General features: G+C 49.3%; 15 protein-coding genes, 6 tRNA genes and 3 rRNA genes. 4 read left to right on the top strand and 20 right to left on the bottom strand.

Annotated features, from left to right (window positions below; translation table 11 throughout):
- Positions 1–17: 17 nt before the first annotated feature.
- Together ACKTT9_RS05870 and ACKTT9_RS05865 are read right to left on the bottom strand one after the other, a co-directional pair.
- Positions 18–587 (bottom strand): TetR/AcrR family transcriptional regulator, encoded by a 570-nt coding sequence (locus ACKTT9_RS05870; RefSeq protein ID WP_407870860.1) that lies wholly within the window; start codon positions 585–587, stop codon positions 18–20.
- Between the two features lie 138 nt (positions 588–725).
- Entirely contained in the window at positions 726–1,106 is a 381-nt protein-coding gene (locus ACKTT9_RS05865) for an ATPase (protein WP_315956230.1), read from the bottom strand.
- A 166-nt stretch (positions 1,107–1,272) separates the two neighbouring features.
- Between ACKTT9_RS05865 and ACKTT9_RS05860 the strand changes: the two genes are divergently transcribed.
- Entirely contained in the window at positions 1,273–1,557 is a 285-nt protein-coding gene (locus tag ACKTT9_RS05860; RefSeq protein WP_157323862.1) for a DUF3817 domain-containing protein, read from the top strand.
- A 66-nt stretch (positions 1,558–1,623) separates the two neighbouring features.
- Positions 1,624–3,021: an MATE family efflux transporter gene (locus tag ACKTT9_RS05855; RefSeq protein ID WP_407870859.1), complete on the top strand. Its 1,398-nt coding sequence runs from the start codon at positions 1,624–1,626 to the stop codon at positions 3,019–3,021.
- A gap of 61 nt (positions 3,022–3,082) precedes the next feature.
- On the opposite strand, the gene ACKTT9_RS05850 is transcribed toward ACKTT9_RS05855, so the two are convergent.
- The 6 genes from ACKTT9_RS05850 to ACKTT9_RS05825 all read right to left on the bottom strand — a co-directional run bounded on the left by ACKTT9_RS05850 (position 3,083) and on the right by ACKTT9_RS05825 (position 9,398).
- Positions 3,083–3,574 (bottom strand): YhcH/YjgK/YiaL family protein, encoded by a 492-nt coding sequence (locus tag ACKTT9_RS05850; RefSeq protein WP_407870858.1) that lies wholly within the window; start codon positions 3,572–3,574, stop codon positions 3,083–3,085.
- A 114-nt stretch (positions 3,575–3,688) separates the two neighbouring features.
- Positions 3,689–4,345, bottom strand: a complete 657-nt coding sequence (fsa, locus tag ACKTT9_RS05845; protein ID WP_127458268.1) for a fructose-6-phosphate aldolase — start codon at positions 4,343–4,345, stop codon at positions 3,689–3,691.
- A gap of 31 nt (positions 4,346–4,376) precedes the next feature.
- The gene (gene tkt / locus ACKTT9_RS05840) at positions 4,377–6,407 is read right to left on the bottom strand and encodes a transketolase (RefSeq protein WP_407870857.1); all 2,031 of its coding nucleotides are present in this window, start codon (positions 6,405–6,407) and stop codon (positions 4,377–4,379) included.
- Positions 6,408–6,600: 193 nt separating this feature from the next.
- Entirely contained in the window at positions 6,601–7,614 is a 1,014-nt protein-coding gene (locus ACKTT9_RS05835; RefSeq protein WP_407870856.1) for a zinc-binding alcohol dehydrogenase family protein, read from the bottom strand.
- Between the two features lie 12 nt (positions 7,615–7,626).
- On the bottom strand, positions 7,627–8,571 hold the full coding sequence (locus ACKTT9_RS05830; protein WP_407870855.1) for an aldo/keto reductase: 945 nt from the start codon (positions 8,569–8,571) through the stop codon (positions 7,627–7,629).
- The gene (locus ACKTT9_RS05825; RefSeq protein ID WP_407870854.1) at positions 8,568–9,398 is read right to left on the bottom strand and encodes an amidohydrolase family protein; all 831 of its coding nucleotides are present in this window, start codon (positions 9,396–9,398) and stop codon (positions 8,568–8,570) included. Before ACKTT9_RS05825 ends, ACKTT9_RS05830 begins: the two co-directional genes overlap by 4 nt.
- 144 nt (positions 9,399–9,542) lie before the next feature.
- Between ACKTT9_RS05825 and ACKTT9_RS05820 the strand changes: the two genes are divergently transcribed.
- The gene (locus tag ACKTT9_RS05820; RefSeq protein ID WP_407870853.1) at positions 9,543–10,406 is read left to right on the top strand and encodes a helix-turn-helix domain-containing protein; all 864 of its coding nucleotides are present in this window, start codon (positions 9,543–9,545) and stop codon (positions 10,404–10,406) included.
- 28 nt (positions 10,407–10,434) lie between these two features.
- Here the strand turns inward: ACKTT9_RS05820 and ACKTT9_RS05815 are convergent, their stop codons facing one another.
- The 3 genes from ACKTT9_RS05815 to ACKTT9_RS05805 all read right to left on the bottom strand — a co-directional run bounded on the left by ACKTT9_RS05815 (position 10,435) and on the right by ACKTT9_RS05805 (position 14,272).
- Positions 10,435–11,361 (bottom strand): NAD-dependent epimerase/dehydratase family protein, encoded by a 927-nt coding sequence (locus ACKTT9_RS05815; protein WP_407870852.1) that lies wholly within the window; start codon positions 11,359–11,361, stop codon positions 10,435–10,437.
- Between the two features lie 174 nt (positions 11,362–11,535).
- Positions 11,536–12,795 (bottom strand): (Fe-S)-binding protein, encoded by a 1,260-nt coding sequence (locus ACKTT9_RS05810; protein WP_407872973.1) that lies wholly within the window; start codon positions 12,793–12,795, stop codon positions 11,536–11,538.
- Positions 12,796–12,856: 61 nt separating this feature from the next.
- A complete protein-coding gene (locus tag ACKTT9_RS05805) occupies positions 12,857–14,272 on the bottom strand; it encodes an FAD-linked oxidase C-terminal domain-containing protein (protein WP_157323877.1) in 1,416 nt (471 codons plus the stop codon).
- A gap of 132 nt (positions 14,273–14,404) precedes the next feature.
- On the opposite strand from ACKTT9_RS05805, the gene ACKTT9_RS05800 reads away from it, so the two are divergent.
- Positions 14,405–15,115, top strand: a complete 711-nt coding sequence (locus tag ACKTT9_RS05800) for a FadR/GntR family transcriptional regulator (RefSeq protein ID WP_407870851.1) — start codon at positions 14,405–14,407, stop codon at positions 15,113–15,115.
- A gap of 321 nt (positions 15,116–15,436) precedes the next feature.
- Here the strand turns inward: ACKTT9_RS05800 and ACKTT9_RS05795 are convergent.
- The 9 genes from ACKTT9_RS05795 to ACKTT9_RS05755 all read right to left on the bottom strand — a co-directional run bounded on the left by ACKTT9_RS05795 (position 15,437) and on the right by ACKTT9_RS05755 (position 20,883).
- Positions 15,437–15,516, bottom strand: a tRNA-Leu gene (locus tag ACKTT9_RS05795).
- 5 nt (positions 15,517–15,521) lie between these two features.
- Positions 15,522–15,597, bottom strand: a tRNA-Thr gene (locus tag ACKTT9_RS05790).
- A gap of 17 nt (positions 15,598–15,614) precedes the next feature.
- Positions 15,615–15,690: transfer RNA gene (locus tag ACKTT9_RS05785), tRNA-Phe, on the bottom strand.
- 44 nt (positions 15,691–15,734) lie between these two features.
- Positions 15,735–15,811 (bottom strand) — tRNA-Asp (locus ACKTT9_RS05780).
- A gap of 25 nt (positions 15,812–15,836) precedes the next feature.
- A tRNA-Val gene (locus tag ACKTT9_RS05775) sits at positions 15,837–15,912 on the bottom strand.
- A 9-nt stretch (positions 15,913–15,921) separates the two neighbouring features.
- A tRNA-Glu gene (locus ACKTT9_RS05770) sits at positions 15,922–15,996 on the bottom strand.
- 43 nt (positions 15,997–16,039) lie between these two features.
- Positions 16,040–16,156, bottom strand: a 5S ribosomal RNA gene (rrf, locus tag ACKTT9_RS05765).
- A 70-nt stretch (positions 16,157–16,226) separates the two neighbouring features.
- A 23S ribosomal RNA gene (locus ACKTT9_RS05760) occupies positions 16,227–19,142 on the bottom strand.
- A 205-nt stretch (positions 19,143–19,347) separates the two neighbouring features.
- Positions 19,348–20,883, bottom strand: a 16S ribosomal RNA gene (locus ACKTT9_RS05755).
- Together the 16S, 23S and 5S rRNA genes with 6 tRNA genes alongside form the textbook arrangement of a ribosomal RNA operon.
- Positions 20,884–21,204 lie beyond the last annotated feature (321 nt).

Raw genomic sequence — 21,204 nt, 5'->3', positions numbered from 1 at the left:
AATACTAAAATAAAAAATTAATCATTAATGAAATTGCCAAAGTAGATCTGCAAAAGCTTGAGAATCCGCTCATCGGTCAGAGGCTCATTCTGCTTTTCCCAATCGAACACTAAAGCAACATACAGCTTAAATAAGATAAAAGCCGTCATTTTCGGCTCGCAATTTTTCATTGAACCATTATGTATCGCACGTTCAATATGTTCAGAGATAAACTGAACGACCTCCGTCTCAATACTGGCCATCGCTTCGATCGTAACCGGGCTGCCAAATTGCTGCACCTCGTGGGATAGTTGAATGAGCAGCTCATGCTCTTTGCGGAAAACGAGAATCTCATACAACGCTCCATGAATCTTCTCGAAGGGCGTTGCCCCTTCCGTGATCGCTTTCGCGGCGACTGATTTCATCTCCGTGATTAAGGACTGAATAATGTCGTGCAGCAGCTCTTCTTTATTAGCAAAAAACGTATAAATCGTCGCCTTGCCTACACCGGCAATTTTGGCGATCTGATCCATCGTCGTGCCTTTGTACCCAAAAAGGGAAAAAGATTTCTTGGCAGATTCCATAATTAATTGTTTTTTGGCATCCATACGCTCACCTCAGAACTAAAATACTAAAACAGTTTTGTGTTCGGTTATTAATGTACCACCATTTACCGATTTTATCAATAACCTCTTAAGAAAAAGAAAAAACCCGCTGATTTAGCGGGTTTCTCACGATATGGTGTATTAAATCCAGGCTTTCAAGCCGATTTGTTTAATAAATTCTTCTCTGGACTGCACTTCTTTGTCCCGTTCCTTTTCCGGCTCCGGACTTGCCTCGCCGTTCATCACTCTTCGGAACAGCTCTTCATTTTTTGTGGCCAGCGCAAAATCAATCAACGCTTCTTTCTCGACGCGAGCCGCTTCCTCATGAAGAAGCACTTCTTCCAACTCTATATCGATGGCTGGCACATAATAGTGTTTATTATCTTTGGGAACTCGAATGACGTAATCGAAAATATTATCGTTATTGCGGTCGTAAGCAATGATATATCCATATCCGCCAATCGGCAGGTTTTGTTCCAAACTATCCCCAATGACGATGACTCTCTCACCAAGTCGAAGCATCTGATTTTCCCCCTACCTCTATGAAGCTATTATTAAGCTATTCCTATTATCCTACTAAAAAAACTAGGTTGTGTCCAATTGAAACGTTTTGTTCATACTCCCTACACATTTCTAGGTTAAAATAGATGTGACTCTACAAATCTTATCTCTAAAGGAGCTGTACATATTGCTAAAACAATCACTAAACACCCTACGCTATGTTGGGAGGGCTGAAGGAATTTCCTTTCTGATTTTATTGGGCATTGCTATGCCGCTCAAATACGCACTCGACCTTCCGCAGGCCGTTAAGTTTGTGGGGATGGCACACGGGTTTCTCTTTGTGCTCTATCTGATCTCCATTGCTTGGGTCACATTAATGCATCGCTGGTCGATTTGGCGAGTGTTAGGGGCTTTCCTGGCTGCCTTCATTCCTTTTGGTCCTTTTATTCTGGAGCGCCGAATTGCGAAATAAAGAAAGGAACTGCTTTACTGAACAAGAATTACATAATAAATAAGTCAGAAAGATCAGGAGGCTATCATGCGTGGAAACGGGGACACCCCAGCAAAAGCACGACCTTCCCTAACGGAAGGCCCTATTGCCAAAACGTTAATATTATTTTCATTACCGATTCTATTAGGCAACGTGCTTCAGACACTTAACGGCTCTATCAATGCCGTATGGATCGGCAAATATCTCGGTGAAGGCGGCCTTGCGGCGACATCGAATGCCAACATCATTATGTTCTTTTTAATCAGCTCGATTTTCGGGTTTGCGATGGCTGCCGTTATTTTAATCGGTCAAAATCTCGGTGCGAAAAAAACGCACGATGCCAAGAAAGTCGTCGGCACCAGCACTGTTTTCTTTTTTATTCTTTCTATTCTTGTTGCCGCGTTCGGATTACTATTCTCCTCAACCATTCTAACTTGGATGAATACACCGCCGGATGTGAAGGACCTCGCGGTTGTCTATACACGGATTTTGTTTGCCGGCGTTCCTTTTATGTTTGGATTCAACTTGATCATGGCCATATTACGCGGCTCTGGTGATGCCAAAACGCCTTTTTATTTCTTGCTTTTATCCGCGATATTGGATGTCATCCTGAACCCACTCTTAATTGACGGGATCGGGCCTTTTCCGAAAATGGGCATTGCCGGCTCAGCGGTTGCCACCTTTATTGCGCAATTGATCAGCTTCGTGCTGCTCATTGTATATTTGTATCGCAAAAAGTATTTTCTGCGGATTACCAAAGAAGATCTCCCGCTCCTGCGCATCGATTGGATGATCATTCGCACCTTGATTCAAAAAGGGGTGCCCATGGGATTAAACATGGTCGTCGTTTCTATCAGCAATCTGTTGCTCGTTCATCTCGTAAATTCGTATGGATCTGAATCGACGGCTGCTTTTGGAGTCGCTATGCAAATCTCCAGCTATGTGCAAATGCCGGCGATGGCAATCGGCGGAGCCGTTACCTCCATGGCCGCACAGAACATCGGCGCAGGCTTATGGGGCCGAGTAAACCGGATTACATGGACCGGTGTAGCCGTCAATATTTTGATGACGGGCCTAATCGTCGTTGTGCTGACGTTGTTCAACCGGGAAGTCGTCTCGCTGTTCCTTCCGCCGGAAGGGGAAGCGATTGCGCTCGGGGTTCACATCAATAATTTAACGTTGTGGTCGTTTATTATTTTCGGCGTGTTTAATGTCGTGGCAGGCGTCGTTCGTTCTGCTGGCTCGGTGGTATTCCCGCTCGTAGTGGCGTTCATCGCACTGCTGCTGGTGCGAATCCCACTCGCCACGGTGCTCTCCCACAAATACGGCTTTGACGTGATTTGGTGGAGTTTCCCCGTCAGCTTCACTGTCGCTATGACGCTGAATGTGATTTACTATCAGCTCGGTAAATGGAGACAAGCTAGAATGATTCCGGCTAAGGCTTAGTATTCGAAAGAGACTATCCCAGGTCATCGCGGACCTTACGGGATAGTCTCTTTGCTATATTTTAAAGCTGCAGCAAATCTTTATGTACTTTCACAACGATTTTCTTGTTAGCACTAGCCTCCGTGATCAAGCAGTTCGGACGGTGAATATCCGAAGGGAAACATACTGCGAACATGCCTGGCGTCAACAATATGCCTGTCTCCAGCTGAGCAGGATCCGTTTCATAAAAAGCGACGTCATGCGTATCGAATTTGTTATCGATGATTTTGGCATCCGGATGCACTTTATAGAAACAAAGCTTCTCTTCGCCGCTGACAAGGAACTGAATATCCGTGTACACAATATGAGACTCCGGCAGTTGTTCCTCAGCAGGACGGGTAACAACTTCCTGTACATTAGCAAACATCAGATGGCCGTTGTCCCCTTCCAAATCGTATCTGCCAGCCTCCGCCTCGCCTAGATTACGGCTCAAAATGTAATCGATCCCCCGCCCGATCGCCGCGGGCCACAAATGACGCTCTTGTTCGAAATGCTTCAAATCACTAATAATCATTTGAACTCTCCTTTTCTATAACCTGAAATAGAGTAGAATGCCTATAAATACTATAGCCTATAACGAGAAAAAAGACTCGCTTTATACAAAGCGAATCTTTTGACTCTAGGGCTATTAGAACGTTTTTTGGTTTGCGCCTTCCCAATCGGCCAGGAACTTCTCGATACCCGCATCTGTAAGCGGATGTTTGCTCATGGACTCGATGACTTTGTAAGGCACTGTTGCGATATGTGACCCTGCAAGCGCGGCTTCAATCACGTGTGCGGAGTGACGAACGCTGGCAGCGATAATTTCGGATTTAATGTTATGCACTTGAAAGATTTGGCTGATTTCCTTAATCAGGTTCATCCCGACTTGGTTAATATCATCCAAACGTCCGATAAATGGTGATACGAAGGTTGCACCTGCACGAGCGGCTAACAAGGCTTGCGTCGAAGAGAAGATCAACGTCACATTCGTCGGAATGCCTAAAGCTCTGAAAGCACTAGTCGCTTGAAGACCATCAAGGGTCATTGGCAGCTTGATGACAATGTTCGGGCTAATTTTAGCCAATTTCTTGCCTTGCTCGACCATTTCGTCTGCTTTCAAGGAAACAACTTCCGCGCTAATTGGAACATCGCCTACGATAGATACGATTTCTTGTACCGTTTCGAAAAAGTCTCTGCCTTCTTTTGCAATAAGGGAAGGATTTGTCGTTACCCCTGCAACAACACCTAACGCGTGAGCTTTACGAATTTCTTCTACATTGGCTGTGTCGATAAACAATTTCATAGTGTATCCCTACCTTTTCTCCCGTTTTGGGTTAATCTTGGAAATACTTCTGTCTAATTTGTTGTACGATTGCTTCTGCGGTAAAACCATATTCACGAATTACGCGGTCTGCCTTCGCGGATGCTCCGAATTTCCGGATCCCCACGACAAAACCTTCGCCACCCGTAATCTCTTCCCATCCAGCAGGATATGCCATCTCAATGACGACATTAGCTTTCACTTTCGGATTAAGAACCGCCTGCTGCACGTCCAAAGATTGCTGCTCAAACAGCTCACGGCTTGGCATGGAAATGACATTTGCTCCAATACCATATTGCGCCAACTGCTTCTTCACGTCAAGTGCTAAGCTAACTTCAGAGCCTGTTGCAACGAGCTGAACATCAGGCACAGCTCCAGGAGCAGCTTCAGCCAATACGTAAGCGCCTTGACCAATATGAGCATAAGCAAGTTGATCCGTACCTGGCAGTACCGGCAAGTTCTGACGGGACAACGCGAAGACGAAAGGACCTTCTTGCGCTTGTAGGACATACTCCCAAGCCGCAGCCGTCTCATTCGCGTCCGCAGGACGGAACAACGTCAGATCCGGAATCATCCGCAAGGATGGGATCTGCTCGATCGGTTGGTGCGTCGGGCCGTCCTCACCGACGGCGATGCTGTCGTGCGTGAACACGTACGCAACAGGAAGCTTCATCAGCGCGGACAAGCGGATCGCGCCGCGCAAGTAATCGCTGAACACGAGGAACGTGCCGCCGAAGGCTCTTAATCCGCCATGCAGCAGCATGCCGTTCAGCGCTGCGCCCATGGCGAATTCCCGGACGCCGAACCAGAAGTTGCGGCCGCTGTAGTTCGCGGCGCTGAATGCCGCGTCGTCGTTCAGCATGGTGAAGTTGGAACTCGCCAGATCGGCGGAACCGCCGACGAGCTGAGGAACCCGCTTCGCCAGGCCGTTAAGCACTTTACCGGACGCCGTGCGCGTCGAGATCGCGCCGCTCTCCGGTGTAAAGCGCGGCACATCGGCGTTCCAATCCGCCGGAAGGCTGCCGCTGCTTGCGAGCTCGAATTGCTTGGCGAGCTCGGGATAAGCAGCCTGGTAGCTGTTCCACAGCTGCTCCCAGCTGTTTTGAGCCTTGGCGCCCAACGCTTTGTAGTGGGCGAAATGCTCGTACACTTCAGCGGGCACATAGAAATCCGGCTCCAGCGGCCAACCCAGAGCCTGCTTCGTCAGGAGCAGCTCTTCTTTGCCAAGCGGTGAGCCGTGCGTACCGCCGTGGCCGCCTTTGCCCGCTTTGTTCGGTGACCCGTAACCGATGGTTGTTTTGATCTCAATCAGCGTCGGGCGGCTGGTATCTGCCTTACCTTCTGCGATTGCCGCGGAAATCGCTTCGACATTATTCTGCTCTTCCACGCGCAAGTACTGCCAGCCATAAGATTCTATTCGTGTACGAACGTTCTCGGAGAACGACATGTTCAATTCACCGTCAAGTGAAATATCGTTAGAATCATAAAGCACGATTAGTTTACCCAATTTTAAGTGGCCTGCTAAGGATGCAGCCTCTGAGGAAACACCTTCCATCAGATCGCCGTCACCGCAAATGGCATACGTGTAATGATCGACAATCGGGAAGTTCGGCTTGTTATATACGGCAGCTTGATGGGCTTCAGCCATCGCCATACCGACAGCCATCGCCACACCTTGACCAAGTGGCCCGGTAGTCGCTTCTACACCAACCGTGTGACCGTATTCCGGATGTCCTGGTGTAAGGCTTCCCCATTGGCGGAATTCTTTGATATCATCTAATGTCAGGCCATAGCCACTCAAGTGTAGCAAGCTGTATAACAGCATGGAGCCGTGTCCCGCCGAAAGAACGAAGCGGTCGCGGTCTACCCATTTGGCATCGGCAGGATTATGTTTGAGGTGCTGTGTCCATAGGGCATAGGCCATCGGAGCGGCACCCATCGGCATGCCGGGATGACCCATTGCGGCTTTCTCGACAGCGTCAATCGTTAGTGTGCGAATGGCGTTGATGCTTAATTCTTCAATACCAACAGTTGTCTGTTTCAACAGTTTTCCCTCCATCTCTTTCTTTTGTGCTGCTGCATATCTCTATTATAAGGATAGTCAGAACATTAAAAAAATCGATAGTTTCGATACTTGCTATAGAAGGTGTCTATACGTTGCCCTCATGATCTTTTGTTAGCTGGATAAAAGCAAAAGGCGCGCCTACCTGCATATAAGCAGTTGAGCGCACCTCATCTTATAAACAAACGATCGCTTTAATCACCTTGGACTCTGGCTTGAGCCAAGTCTCAAACTGTCCGATCATATCCTCGAAGTCAGCGCGGTGTGTGATATAACTCTCGATGTCGATGACGCCATTACGCATCGCTTCACGTACAGTATCGAAATCTTCCATCGTCGCGTTGCGGCTGCCCATCAATGTCAGCTCCCGTTTGTGAAACTCGGGATCATGGAAGGTGATGTCCGCCTTCACAAGTCCAACATACACGAGCTTGCCGCTGTGCGCGACAAGTCCAAAGGCGTCCGTCATAGAACGTGCGTTCCCTGTCGCATCAAAAACAATTGTGGGCATATCGCCATTCGTGAGCTCAGCGAGCTGCTCCTTCGGCTGCTGCAGCGCATTCACGGTATGATCGACGCCTGCCCACTTGCGGCAAAACGCCAATCGCTCGTCATTAATATCCATGGCGATGACCTTAGCGCCAAATTGCTTCGCCAGGACCATGACGCCAAGTCCGATGGGTCCTGCGCCAATGACGAGCACCGTTTCACCGGCGCGAAGCCCGGATCTCCGCACGGCGTGAGCACCGATGCTAAGCGGCTCCAGCATAGCTGCTTCATCGAGCGTGAGCCCATCGGTTTTAATGAGATGGCTGGCAGGGACGGAAATCAGCTCTCTCATGCCTCCATCCGTATGTACGCCCAGTACTTTCATGTCGGTGCAGCAGTTCGTGTTCCCATGGCGGCAAGCAATACATGTCCCGCAGTGCAAATAGGGGACGATACTGACTTGGTCGCCGGCCTGCAAGCCCGTCACACCTTCACCAATTTCCTCTACATACCCGGAAAGTTCATGGCCCAATACGCGCGGATAACTGAAAAATGGCTGATTCCCTTTGTAGGCGTGCAAATCCGTCCCGCAGATCCCGATTCTTTTGATACGAACGATGGCTTCCCCCGCTCTCACTTCTGGCTCCTGCATCTCTACAAAATTAAACTGTTCAACCTGTTCACATACGATCGCTTTCAATGTGTTCCCTCCCTATACGTAGGTTTTCTCGTTATATTCAGGTCTTCCGCTAACCCAAGACTTATTGTGAATCGGCTTCAAAATGTCCAAAACTTCTTGCAGCAGCTCGATATCCATCGGCTCATCTGTCCATGCAATATTCTTGCTGATGTTCTCGGGACTCGCCGTGCTGATCAGCGTCGTAGGAATCCGCTCATTCGCAGTCGCATATTGCACCGCCAACTTGGCAATGTCCAAACCTCTGCTCGCGCAGAATTCCGCCGCCTCCTTACAGATCCTTCGAATATCAGCTGGCGCCGGATGCCAATCTGCAGCAGGTCTAGTACTCAGCAGGCCCATGGAGAGCGGTGAAGCATTCACCAATCCGATCTGGTGCTGCTCAAGCAATGGGAGTACATCCAACAAGGACGTATCATTCAATGAATAATGACAATAGGACAATACGGAATCCATCTCTTTAACAGCCAGCGATTTCTCAAATACAGTTAACGGTAGTCCGGATACGCCGAAATATCGGATTTTTCCCGATTGCTTCAAAGCATCCAACGCTGGGAAGCCTTCTTCAACAATCTCATCGAAAGCCGCGAATTCAATATCATGCAAATATAAAATATCGATATAATCCGTTTGCAGCCGTTTTAAGCTTTCATCTACACTTCGGATAATTCGTTCCTTTGAAAAATCAAACTCGGCATCCCCGTAACGACCTGCCTTTGTCGTCAAAATAAAGCGTTGTCTGTCCATTTGTGCGATGGCTTTGCCCAGTACAGTTTCCGCTTTGGTTAACCCGTAATACGGGGACACATCGATCAGATTGATACCCAGATCAACCGCCGTATGGACAGTCCGGACACTTTCTTCCTCATTGGTTTCACGGAAAACAGAGCCGAGAGAGGAAGCGCCGAAACTCAAGACAGAGACGTCCAGTCCTGTTTTGCCTAATTTACGATATTTCATAACTTATAAAACCCCTTTGCGTTTAGTCCAAATAGACGGTCATTCTCGTGCTGTGTCCAAGTTTCCGGTAACGAATGGGTCAGTACATCGACAACTTCCTCGTAGCTAGCCGCCAACAAGCATACAGGCCAGTCGCTGCCGAACATCACACGGTCAATCCCGAACACCTCTAGAGCATGCTGGATATACGCAGTAAAATCTTTTTTCTTCCAATGGCTGTGATCCGCTTCCGTCACCATACCCGAGAGCTTGCAATACACTTTGGGATGCTTGGCAATAGCCGCCATCTGGCTTTTCCAAGGTTCCAGAACGCCATCCGCAATCCGCGGCTTCGCGATATGATCGATAACCGCACGTAAACCGGGAACCTGATCGAGCAGCTCAATAACTGGCGTTAATTGATGGGACACGACAAGCAAATCGACCGGCACATCCTGCTCGGCAAAATATCGCAGCGCCTCAATAAAATGAGGTTCCAGAATTCGGTTCGCATCCGGCATTTCTTGAATCATGACCCGAAAGCCCACATACTTGGGATGCTTGCAAAAGCGTTGATAGTGATGCAGGAAGTCCGGATCGTTGAGATCAAGCCAACCTACCACGCCTGCAATCGTCTCGGATTCATCGCTTAATGACAGCAGATAGGCCGTTTCTTCCAGTGTCTGCGCCGCTTGAACAACGATCGTAGCATTCAGGTTATGCTCCCTCAGGTGCGGTACTAAATCGCTTGGGCCATAATCCTGATACAAGATCGGCAGTTCAGGACCAATCCATCCGTAATCCCCGCGGTCTATTCGCCAATAGTGCTGGTGGGCATCAATTCGCATGGCGCTTCTCCTTCTTCATGTCCTATTTTGATATCGCTTTCTTTTATTTTAACAGCATTTCTAAACTATAAAATAATGATTTCTAGCACATTTATACGGTTTTTTGATATCATGAGAGGAACTGAAAGGAAAGGAGCAGACGATGTGCCTCCTATTCACAAAGTTTTTGATAACCATGAAACTTTTCCGTTCTCCTATGCCTATAAAAACACAAAAAGCTCGCAAAGCGAGCTCCCTGACCATTTCCACGACTGGTATGAAATTGTTTATGTGTACCGCGGCAAAGGCACGATGTTCATCGATCACACCTTTTATGAAATGAAAGCCGGAGACATTTTCCTTATTCCTGGCCATATCATTCACCGCGCGACTCCAGATAAAGAAACCCCTGTGACCTCAACCGCCGTATATTTCAGTTCAAACTTCGTTCAAGCACCGCAATTCGGGGAATCGTTCTCCTATTTGCACAGCTTTGAGCAGGCCGTGGAGCTCCGCCAGTATAGGCTGGAAACGCTGCTTCCACAAAGACAGCACCTCGAGCACTATCTGGAGTCCATCCAGCATGAATTTAAGCACGAGGGACCTGGGTTTCGGCAAGCCATCTATGTCCAACTGCTGCAGCTTCTATTTTTTATACAGCGCGACGTAGCCTCAGGCCATACATTTAATACTGGAGATCCCCTTGTCGCTCCCGTCTGGATGAGAGATGTGCTGCTTTATATCGATGAGCATTTCTGTGAAGATATCGGGCTTCAAACCCTTTCGAAACAAGCTTCCGTCTCGCCGGCTCATTTCAGCCGCGTGTTCAAGCAGTTGATCGGGATGAACGTGACCGCCTACATCATAACCAAACGGATTATTCGCGCTAAACAGCTGCTGTCTGAAAGTGATGTCAACATTCATCATATTGCCGAACTCTGCGGCTTCGAAAGCCTTCCCCATTTTCACGCCATGTTCAAAAGAGTGTTGGGCATGACACCGGCAGCGGCAAGAAAGAGCATCCGATAAATCGAAAAAAGTGAACTAATGGCAACGTTCATACGTGATATTGCGTTTTATAATAGGCAAATGTCGCCCCCAAACCATCTCTAAGCGTAAAAATGGGGCTCCACCCGAGATCGTTAAGCGCTGCTCGATTGTCTAAACGGCTGTGAACGATATCACCGGTACGTGCAGCCTCGTAAGCGGGATTGAAGCTGCTTCCGCAGAGCGAGCACATTTCCTTCAGAAGCTCGTTGACACTTGTTTGTTCATTGCAACTAATATTGTAAATGCCACGGCTCCCTTTATACAGGGCGGCCCTATTTGCACTCACAATGTCTTGGACATAAATGAAATCCCGCGTTTGCTCCCCGTCGCCATAAATAATCGGCTGCTTGCCGTCCAGCAGCTTGTCCATAAAAATAGCAACAACTCCGCCCTCACCCTTGGGATCCTGCCTAATGCCATATACATTCGCATACCGCAGAATAGTGTAATCCATCCCATAGAGCAATGCAAAACTTTCTATATAATGTTCCGGCGTATGCTTGGAAATACCATAGAAGGATAGCGGCTTGACCGGATGCGCTTCGTCCACGCTCAGATATTGCGGAGTCCCGTAGACCGCAGCAGAGGAAGCATAAGTTAACTTCCGAACACCATGCTCTCGGCACTGCTCCAGCAGATCAATTGTCCCTAAGATGTTGATTTTTGCATCCAACAAAGGATTTATAAGCGATGTCTGAACATCGATTTGCGCTGCGTGATGGATGACAACTTCCGGACGGGAAGCAGCAAATACCTCGGCAAGCCTTTTGCCATCCAGTAAATCACCATGATGGAAAACAGCTTTTGCATTCACATACGCCATTCGCCCCGTAGTCAGATTATCAAAGATATGCACGTCATGCCCCTCCTGAAGCAGGTCATCGACAATTTGAGATCCAATAAAACCGGCTCCTCCGGTAACTAAAATGTTCACGTAGATACTCCTCTCTTACAACTAACGTAAACAACGAAGATTAAGTTCAAATGACATCTTTCCCGTTAGTCTAACTCTAACCCTTCTATTTTACCAAAAAAATGCAGGGGAAGTGGCGTGAATGAACAAAAAAGAAGCCACCCTCTTATGAGAGCGGCCTGCTGAGCAATAACCTTAATGTTTTACAACGCGATCATATAAAAAGTCCGCAATATGGACGGCTTCCATCTGGCCTTTTTGCCCATGTTTATCGATGCCGAGCTTCATTTGCAACAGACAGCCAGGGTTGCTTGTCACCAAATATCTAGCTTCCGTGGCGTTGGCATTAACCATTTTATCTTCCAGAATCTGATTCGCCATTTCCGGCTGCGTTACGTTATAGATACCGGCAGATCCACAACAAGAACCCGCATCCTTCATTTCGACAAAAGTAACATTGCCTACTTCTTTCAACAGTTGTCTGGACGGATTGCTGCCTTTCATGACATTGCGCAGATGGCAGGAATCTTGATATGTCACTCGAGTAGAAGCCGCAGCTGTTTGGCTATCAGCGAATTGAAGCGGACGTCCTTTTTCCACAAGAATCGTTGAAATATCTTTCACACGCGCAGCGAACCAACCTGCGGATTCCTTCCATTCCGGCTCATCATGCAGCAAATGATCGTACTCGACTAGAATCGCGCCGCAACCTCCGGCATTCGATACAATATAGTCCACACCGGCTTCCTGGAAAGCGCGGATGTTATTTTTGGCCAGCATCTTGGCTTGGTCGCTTTCGCCGCTATGCGCGTGTAGAGCGCCGCAGCAGTTCTGCGTCTCTGGAATGACAACGTCAAAGCCTGCTTCGGACAGCAGCTTGACGGTTTTGATATTCGTTTGGGTGAACATCACATCCATCAAACAGCCTCTGAACATGCCGACGGTGGCAATTTTCTCGCCTTTGGCCGGGATGAAGGTGCCGAGGAGCTGCGTTATCCCCTTGCCGGATGCATCAGGAAGAATTTTCTCCATATCGGAAAGCTGTTTGGAAAATAAACCGACAACGCCTGTTTTTCGAACAACAGATTGCAGACCTGATTTTTTATAAAAATGCATCCCTGAACCCAGCAGCCGCATTTTTTGCTGTGATGGGAACAGCTCTTTGAAGACCACCTTGCGCACACCGCGTACCCACCATCTATGCTGCTTCGTATGGGTTTCAACCGCATCGCGGGCCTGCTCAATCAATTGTCCGTATTTCACATCCGCAGGACAAGCCGGCTCACACGCGCGGCAGCCCAAGCAGTGATTCATTTGATCCTCGAAGGAAATGCCCGGCTCCATAACGCCATCCACGGCTGCTTTCATCAAGGAAATACGCCCGCGCGGAGACTCGGCTTCGATGCCTGTTTGTTTAAACGTTGGACACACGGGAAGGCAGAAGCCGCAGCGCATGCAGTTCGTCAATTGATTGTAATCCAGTTTCTGGATTAACGTTTCCTGGAGAGTTGCCCCTTTAGCCACGGTCGATTACCACCCTGCGTCTGGATTCTTTGGCAAACATTTTGCCGGGATTCAGGAGATGATGCGGGTCGAACACGTCTTTGATCCCTTTCATCATCGCAATGCCGCTGCTTCCTACTTTCCATTCCAAGAAAGGTGCTTTCACCAGCCCAACACCGTGCTCGCCTGTAATCGTTCCCCCCATCTGGATCGCCGCTTCAAAAATTTCCTCAAAAGCTGCCTCCACACGGTGGATTTCATCATGATCCCTGGCATCCGTTGTAGCTGTCGGGTGAAGATTGCCGTCTCCCGCATGCCCAAACGTACAAATCTGCACGCCATGCTTCTCGGCGATTCGGTTAATCTCCAGCACCATATCGGCGATTTTGGAGCGTGGAACCGTCGCATCCTCCAGAATCGTTGTCGGACGCAAACGCGCAAGCGCCGTGAAGGCGCTTCTTCTTGCTGTTAACAGCTTCAGCGCTTCCTCCTGATTGCTCGCAATGCTAACTTCATCCGCTTGTTCTTCACGGCAAATTTCCGAGATACGGGCAATGTCGCGCTCCACCATCTCCATCTCGCCATCCTGCTCAATTAATAGGATTGCTGCCATATCCAGCGGTAGGCCTAGCTTCGCAAAATCGTCTACGACACGGATCGTTGGATTATCCATGAATTCCAAGGTAGCCGGAATGATTCGGTTTTCAATAATTTTGGAGACCGTACGAGCTGCGCCGTATAGATCTTTGTACATGGCCAGCATCGTTTTCTTATATTTTGGAGGCGGAATCAATTTGAGCGTAGCTTCCGTAACGATTGCGAGCGTCCCCTCTGAACCAATCAGCAGCTTCGTCAAATCATAGCCTGCCACGTCCTTCATCAGCTTACCGCCTGTACGCATGATTTCACCGTTTGCCAGTACGCATTCTAATCCGATCACATAGTCTTTGGTGGTGCCGTATTTTAAACCGCGCAGGCCTCCGGAGCACTCTGCAATGTTGCCTCCAATCGTAGAGATCGCCATTGAGCTTGGATCTGGTGGATAAAATAAACCTAGACTTTCAATATGCTCGATGAATTGCTTCGTAATGATTCCCGGCTGTACGGTTGCCGTCAGATTCTGCATATCAATATCGAGGATTGCATTCATCCTGTGCATGACCATGACAATGCCGCCTTGAACGGGCACGGTTCCGCCGCAAAGATTCGTACCTGAACCCCTGCTGACTAGCGGAATGCGATGCTCATTCAACACCTTCATAATCGCGGATACTTGCGCTGTGTCCTTAGGATAAATCACGCCATCTGGCAGCGATTGAAGCATAGGTGTTCCGTCATACGAGTGGGTAACGAGCGATTCCATATCATCTTTAAAATACTTTTCGCCTACAATATTGAACAGTTGTTGTCTAATTTGGTTATCGAGCATAGCAGCCTCCCATGGGACTATTCATGACTATCATTGATAATTGATTGATAATTGATCATGTGATCAGATGACTTTCCTTCTATTTTAGCTTATGATTGAATAGATGTATAGATCTTTTATGGGGGAATTGGCATGGCATTTCAGCAGATACGGCCGCAAAAGGGTTCGGAAATCGTAATGGGGCAAATTAAGATGCAAATTGAGTCAGGAACCTATGCGCCAGGTTCGAAGTTGCCGACTGTCGTTGAGCTTGCTGCGAGCTTCCAAGTCGGCCGATCGACCATTCGCGAAGCACTGAGCGGGTTGAAAGCAATTGGATGGGTAGATATCCGGCACGGCGGCGGCACCTTCGTGAGCAATCCGCTGCCTGCGGACAACGCAACCCTCTTCGATCAAGGTGACTCCCTGCAAGAAGTGCAGGAGGTGCGGAGATTCATCGAGGTAGGCTGCGCATCGCTGGCCGCAAGCAGACGGACAGAAGCTAATATCGCGGAGCTTCGGGACATTCTTCAGTCGATGGAACGCTCCCTTGGCAACGAGGAAGATAGTGAACAAGCCGATATCCGCTTTCACCTGGAAATCGCCAAAGCCTCTCATAATTCCCTCATGATCGGAATGATGGAGTCTTTGACGGAGAGGCTTCAGGTGAGCATGAAGGCTTCTCGCCGTTTGTGGTTTTTCGCGGAGCTCGCATCCGCCGAGAAGTTGCTTCAGGAGCATCGCGATATCGTCGATGCCATCGCTGCCGGGGACGAAGCCCTCGCGGCAGGTCGGATGTCACAGCATATACAGAAGGTGGACCAGGTGGTTCAACGATTAGCTAAACATTCATCGAATGATTGAATTTAAGGGAACAGCAAGCCGCTATTTCGGAGAAAACAGAGCTTCTCGTACTGTTGGGGAACTACAGGGGCTTATTTCTGTGAAATAAACCATATAGTAGTCCCAAATGGAAAAATAGTGGCCTGTAGTTCCGCCAATCTGGTTAATAGGCCTATTTTCATTGAAATAGCGGCCTCTAGTTCCTCTATCATAATGGATAAGTGAGAAAGCTCATTTCCTGCTTATGTAATGTAGCAGGGGATGAGCTTTCGTTTGCTTACGGGAGAAAACTACAACGAAAAAGCAGGTAAAACCATAAAATGGTCTTACCTGCTTGTGTGATGCGCGTAGAGGGACTTGAACCCCCACGGTCGCCCGCTAGATCCTAAGTCTAGTGCGTCTGCCAATTCCGCCATACGCGCGCATGTGGTGCCGTCGAGAGGACTTGAACCCCCAACCTACTGATTACAAGTCAGTTGCTCTACCAGTTGAGCTACAACGGCTTATTAAGTTGTAAAGATGGTGGCTCGGGACGGAATCGAACCGCCGACACGAGGATTTTCAGTCCTCTGCTCTACCGACTGAGCTACCGAGCCATATGTACTTCTTTTAGTTTGTCCCATTCAATCAAAAAGATGAATGGCGGAGCCGACGGGATTCGAACCCGCGGTCTCCTGCGTGACAGGCAGGCATGTTAGGCCTCTACACCACGGCTCCGCGTTATAAAGTTTAGCTGTTTAAATGGTGAACGCTGACGGGATCGAACCGCCGACCCTTACCCTGTCAAGGTAATGCTCTCCCAGCTGAGCTAAGCGTTCAGGTAATTGTGGTGACCCGTAGGGGACTCGAACCCCTGTTACCTCCGTGAAAGGGAGGTGTCTTAACCACTTGACCAACGGGCCAAAATTCCCCAAAACGAAACTCCGTATTGGGGCAAAAGGTACTGCTTGGCAACGTTCTACTCTCCCAGAACCCTGCGGTTCAAGTACCATCGACGCTGGAGGGCTTAACGGTCGTGTTCGAGATGGGAACGCGTGGGTCCCCTCCGCCATCATCACCAAACAGTCAAAGCGTGATTGCGCCTTGAAAACTAGATACGAAACTTGCGTAAAGGTTTGAACATTTAGGATTTGTGGTTAAGCCCTCGACCGATTAGTATTCGTCAGCTGCATGCATTGCTGCACTTCCACCTCGAACCTATCAACCTCGTCGTCTACAAGGGGTCTTACATACTGGGAAATCTCATCTTGAGGGGGGCTTCGCGCTTAGATGCTTTCAGCGCTTATCCCCTCCGTACATAGCTACCCAGCGGTGCCTCTGGCGAGACAACTGGTACACCAGCGGTACGTCCATCCCGGTCCTCTCGTACTAAGGACAGCTCCTCTCAAATTTCCTACGCCCGCGACAGATAGGGACCGAACTGTCTCACGACGTTCTGAACCCAGCTCGCGTACCGCTTTAATGGGCGAACAGCCCAACCCTTGGGACCTACTTCAGCCCCAGGATGCGATGAGCCGACATCGAGGTGCCAAACCTCCCCGTCGATGTGGACTCTTGGGGGAGATAAGCCTGTTATCCCCAGGGTAGCTTTTATCCGTTGAGCGATGGCCCTTCCATTCGGTACCACCGGATCACTAAGTCCGACTTTCGTCCCTGCTCGACTTGTAGGTCTCGCAGTCAAGCTCCCTTATGCCTTTGCACTCTGCGAATGATTTCCAACCATTCTGAGGGAACCTTTAAACGCCTCCGTTACATTTTAGGAGGCGACCGCCCCAGTCAAACTGCCCACCTGACACTGTCCCCATACCGGATCACGGTACCAGGTTAGAACTCCGATACGATCAGGGTGGTATCCCAACGGCGCCTCCACCCAAGCTGGCGCTCAGGCTTCTAAGGCTCCCACCTATCCTGTACAGATCGTACCAAAGTCCAATATCAAGCTGCAGTAAAGCTCCATGGGGTCTTTCCGTCTTGTCGCGGGTAACCTGCATCTTCACAGGTATTAAAATTTCACCGGATCTCTCGTTGAGACAGCGCCCAAGTCGTTACGCCATTCGTGCGGGTCAGAATTTACCTGACAAGGAATTTCGCTACCTTAGGACCGTTATAGTTACGGCCGCCGTTTACTGGGGCTTCAATTCATAGCTTCGGATTGCTCCTAACCACTCCTCTTAACCTTCCAGCACCGGGCAGGCGTCAGCCCGTATACTTCGCCTTGCGGCTTCGCACAGACCTGTGTTTTTGCTAAACAGTCGCTTGGGCCTTTTCACTGCGGCCCCCTCGGGCTATTCACCCTACCGAGGCACCCCTTCTCCCGAAGTTACGGGGTCATTTTGCCGAGTTCCTTAACGAGAGTTCTTCCGCGCGCCTTAGAATTCTCTTCTCACCCACCTGTGTCGGTTTGCGGTACGGGCACCTTCGCCTGGCTAGAAGCTTTTCTTGGCAGTGTGAAATCATGACCTTCGGTACTTAAAATTTCCCTCCCCATCACAGCCCAGCCTTACGATGTGCGGATTTGCCTACACATCAGCCTCACTGCTTGGACGAGCATCCATCAGCTCGCGTCACTATCCTTCTGCGTCACTCCATTGCTCATAACGGCTACGGTGGTACAGGAATTTCCACCTGTTGTCCATCGACTACGCCTTTCGGCCTCGCCTTAGGTCCCGACTTACCCTGAGCGGACGAGCCTTCCTCAGGAACCCTTAGGTTTTCGGCGGATCAGATTCTCACTGATCTTTTCGTTACTTATACCGGCATTCTCACTTGTATGCGCTCCACCTGTCCTTACGGTCAGAATTCAACGTACATACAACGCTCCCCTACCCATGCACAAAGTGCAAGCCATAGCTTCGGTGGCGTGTTTAGCCCCGTTACATTTTCGGCGCAGAGTCACTCGACCAGTGAGCTATTACGCACTCTTTCAATGGTGGCTGCTTCTAAGCCAACATCCTGGTTGTCTGTGCAACTCCACATCCTTTCCCACTTAACACACACTTGGGGACCTTAGCTGATGGTCTGGGCTGTTTCCCTTTTGACAATGGATCTTAGCACTCACTGTCTGACTCCCGGATTTAAGTTTGTGGCATTCAGAGTTTGACTGGACTTGGTAACCCTTGGCGGGCCCCGCACCCAATCAGTGCTTTACCTCCACAACTCACAACATCCGAGGCTAGCCCTAAAGCTATTTCGGGGAGAACCAGCTATCTCCGAGTTCGATTGGAATTTCTCCGCTACCCCCACCTCATCCCCGAATTTTTCAACATTCGTGGGTTCGGGCCTCCAGTGAGTGTTACCTCACCTTCACCCTGGACAGGGGTAGATCACACGGTTTCGGGTCTACGTCCACGTACTAATGCGCCCTATTCAGACTCGCTTTCGCTGCGGCTCCGTCTTTTCAACTTAACCTCGCACGGGAACGTAACTCGCCGGTTCATTCTACAAAAGGCACGCCATCACGCATATAGAGCGCTCTGACTTTTTGTAAGCACACGGTTTCAGGTTCTTTTTCACTCCGCTTCCGCGGTGCTTTTCACCTTTCCCTCACGGTACTGCTTCACTATCGGTCACTAGGGAGTATTTAGCCTTGGCAGATGGTCCTGCCGGGTTCCGACGGGGTTTCACGTGACCCGCCGTACTCAGGATACCTCTAGGCATACGTTCATTTTGGGCTACAGGGCTTTTACCTTCTATGCCGGACCTTTCCAGATCACTTCGCCTAACAAACTTTTGCCACAACGAGGTCCTACAACCCCAAGGAGCAAGCTCCTTGGTTTGGGCTATTCCGCTTTCGCTCGCCGCTACTGACGGAATCACTTTTGTTTTCTTTTCCTCCAGGTACTTAGATGTTTCAGTTCCCTGGGTCTGCCTCTACAATAGCTATGTATTCACTATTGAGTAACTGCGCATTACCACAGCTGGGTTCCCCCATTCGGACATCCCCGGATCAAAGCCTGCTTACGGCTCCCCGAGGCATTTCGTCGTTCGCCACGTCCTTCTTCGGCTCCTAGTGCCTAGGCATCCTCCGTGTGCTCTTTCTAGCTTAACCTAGAAAAAATACATTTAAAGATTGTTGTATAACCCGAAGGTTAAACGACCTAAGTTCTTACTTTACGTTTTGTTTCGTTATCTAGTTTTCAAGGAACAAAGATGTTTACATTGAAAGATTGCTCTTTCAAAACTGAACACGAGTGAGTAAGCGATGTGTATCCGAAGATACTTGACTGGGTCGTTTCAGACCCGAGTCTCCATAGAAAGGAGGTGATCCAGCCGCACCTTCCGATACGGCTACCTTGTTACGACTTCACCCCAATCATCTACCCCACCTTCGGCGGCTGGCTCCCTTGCGGGTTACCCCACCGACTTCGGGTGTTGTAAACTCTCGTGGTGTGACGGGCGGTGTGTACAAGACCCGGGAACGTATTCACCGCGGCATGCTGATCCGCGATTACTAGCAATTCCGACTTCATGCAGGCGAGTTGCAGCCTGCAATCCGAACTGAGATCGGCTTATAAGGATTGGCTCCACCTCGCGGCTTCGCTTCCCGTTGTACCGACCATTGTAGTACGTGTGTAGCCCAGGTCATAAGGGGCATGATGATTTGACGTCATCCCCACCTTCCTCCGGTTTGTCACCGGCAGTCATCTTAGAGTGCCCATCCGAAATGCTGGCAACTAAGATCAAGGGTTGCGCTCGTTGCGGGACTTAACCCAACATCTCACGACACGAGCTGACGACAACCATGCACCACCTGTCTCCAATGCTCCGAAGAGGGCACCTATCTCTAGGTGTTACATCGGGATGTCAAGACCTGGTAAGGTTCTTCGCGTTGCTTCGAATTAAACCACATACTCCACTGCTTGTGCGGGTCCCCGTCAATTCCTTTGAGTTTCACTCTTGCGAGCGTACTCCCCAGGCGGCATACTTACTGTGTTAACTTCGGCACCGAGGAATCGAATCCCCAACACCTAGTATGCATCGTTTACGGCGTGGACTACCAGGGTATCTAATCCTGTTTGCTCCCCACGCTTTCGCGCCTCAGCGTCAGTTATAGGCCAGAAAGTCGCCTTCGCCACTGGTGTTCCTCCACATCTCTACGCATTTCACCGCTACACGTGGAATTCCACTTTCCTCTCCTACACTCAAGTCAACCAGTTTTGGATGCGAACCGGGGTTGAGCCCCGGGCTTAAACACCCAACTTAATTAACCGCCTGCGCGCGCTTTACGCCCAATAATTCCGGACAACGCTTGCCCCCTACGTATTACCGCGGCTGCTGGCACGTAGTTAGCCGGGGCTTTCTTCTCCTATACCGTCACACAAAGTGCAGTTACTCACCTTGCTGTTCGTCTAGGGCAACAGAGCTTTACGATCCGAAAACCTTCATCACTCACGCGGCGTTGCTCCGTCAGACTTGCGTCCATTGCGGAAGATTCCCTACTGCTGCCTCCCGTAGGAGTCTGGGCCGTGTCTCAGTCCCAGTGTGGCCGTTCACCCTCTCAGGTCGGCTACGCATCGTCGCCTTGGTAGGCCGTTACCCTACCAACTAGCTAATGCGCCGCAGGCCCATCTATAAGCCACAGATTGCTCCGTGTTTCATGATTCTCTCATGCGAGAAAACCAGTTATCCGGTCTTAGCTATCGTTTCCGATAGTTATCCCAGTCTTATAGGCAGGTTGCCTACGTGTTACTCACCCGTCCGCCGCTAAGCACCGAAGTGCTCCGCTCGACTTGCATGTATTAGGCACGCCGCCAGCGTTCGTCCTGAGCCAGGATCAAACTCTCCATAATAGAAAATCTGATTGTACTCATTAACTTGCTAGCGAGATTTTATAATCTCATTTATAGTCGATTGCTCGACTGTGCTTACTCACTCGTTGTTCAGTTTTCAAAGATCAATTTTCTTTCGCTCGCTGCCGTGTTACCGAAGCAGCGAAAAGTAATATACCATGTCGAAATTTGATTTGCAAGCTTTTTTTTCAATTCTTTTTCGACACGTTTCTGAGAGCTATTTAACCTGTCTTTGAACGACAGATTAGGAATATACCATGGTTCCAGAAGGATTACAACCTCTAAATAGACTTTCACGCACACAAAAAAAGAACAACGCTG

Source organism: Paenibacillus sp. P36 (assembly GCF_045866505.1).
Lineage (GTDB): Bacteria > Bacillota > Bacilli > Paenibacillales > NBRC-103111 > Paenibacillus_E > Paenibacillus_E chondroitinus.
The sequence above is the reverse complement of the archived record's forward strand: the minus strand, read 5'-3'. Positions and strand labels throughout refer to the sequence as shown.

Bases quoted from the DNA above. Each gene is read 5' to 3' on its own strand.
- fsa (WP_127458268.1), bottom strand. From the start codon at position 4,345: ATGAAATTGTTTATCGACACAGCCAATGTAGAAGAAATTCGTAAAGCT.
- ACKTT9_RS05805 (WP_157323877.1), bottom strand. From the start codon at position 14,272: ATGCTCGATAACCAAATTAGACAACAACTGTTCAATATTGTAGGCGAA.
- ACKTT9_RS05850 (WP_407870858.1), bottom strand. From the start codon at position 3,574: ATGATTATTAGTGATTTGAAGCATTTCGAACAAGAGCGTCATTTGTGG.
- ACKTT9_RS05825 (WP_407870854.1), bottom strand. From the start codon at position 9,398: ATGCGAATTGATGCCCACCAGCACTATTGGCGAATAGACCGCGGGGAT.
- ACKTT9_RS05870 (WP_407870860.1), bottom strand. From the start codon at position 587: ATGGATGCCAAAAAACAATTAATTATGGAATCTGCCAAGAAATCTTTT.
- ACKTT9_RS05800 (WP_407870851.1), top strand. From the start codon at position 14,405: ATGGCATTTCAGCAGATACGGCCGCAAAAGGGTTCGGAAATCGTAATG.
- ACKTT9_RS05810 (WP_407872973.1), bottom strand. From the start codon at position 12,795: ATGCGCTGCGGCTTCTGCCTTCCCGTGTGTCCAACGTTTAAACAAACA.
- ACKTT9_RS05865 (WP_315956230.1), bottom strand. From the start codon at position 1,106: ATGCTTCGACTTGGTGAGAGAGTCATCGTCATTGGGGATAGTTTGGAA.
- ACKTT9_RS05830 (WP_407870855.1), bottom strand. From the start codon at position 8,571: ATGAAATATCGTAAATTAGGCAAAACAGGACTGGACGTCTCTGTCTTG.
- ACKTT9_RS05855 (WP_407870859.1), top strand. From the start codon at position 1,624: ATGCGTGGAAACGGGGACACCCCAGCAAAAGCACGACCTTCCCTAACG.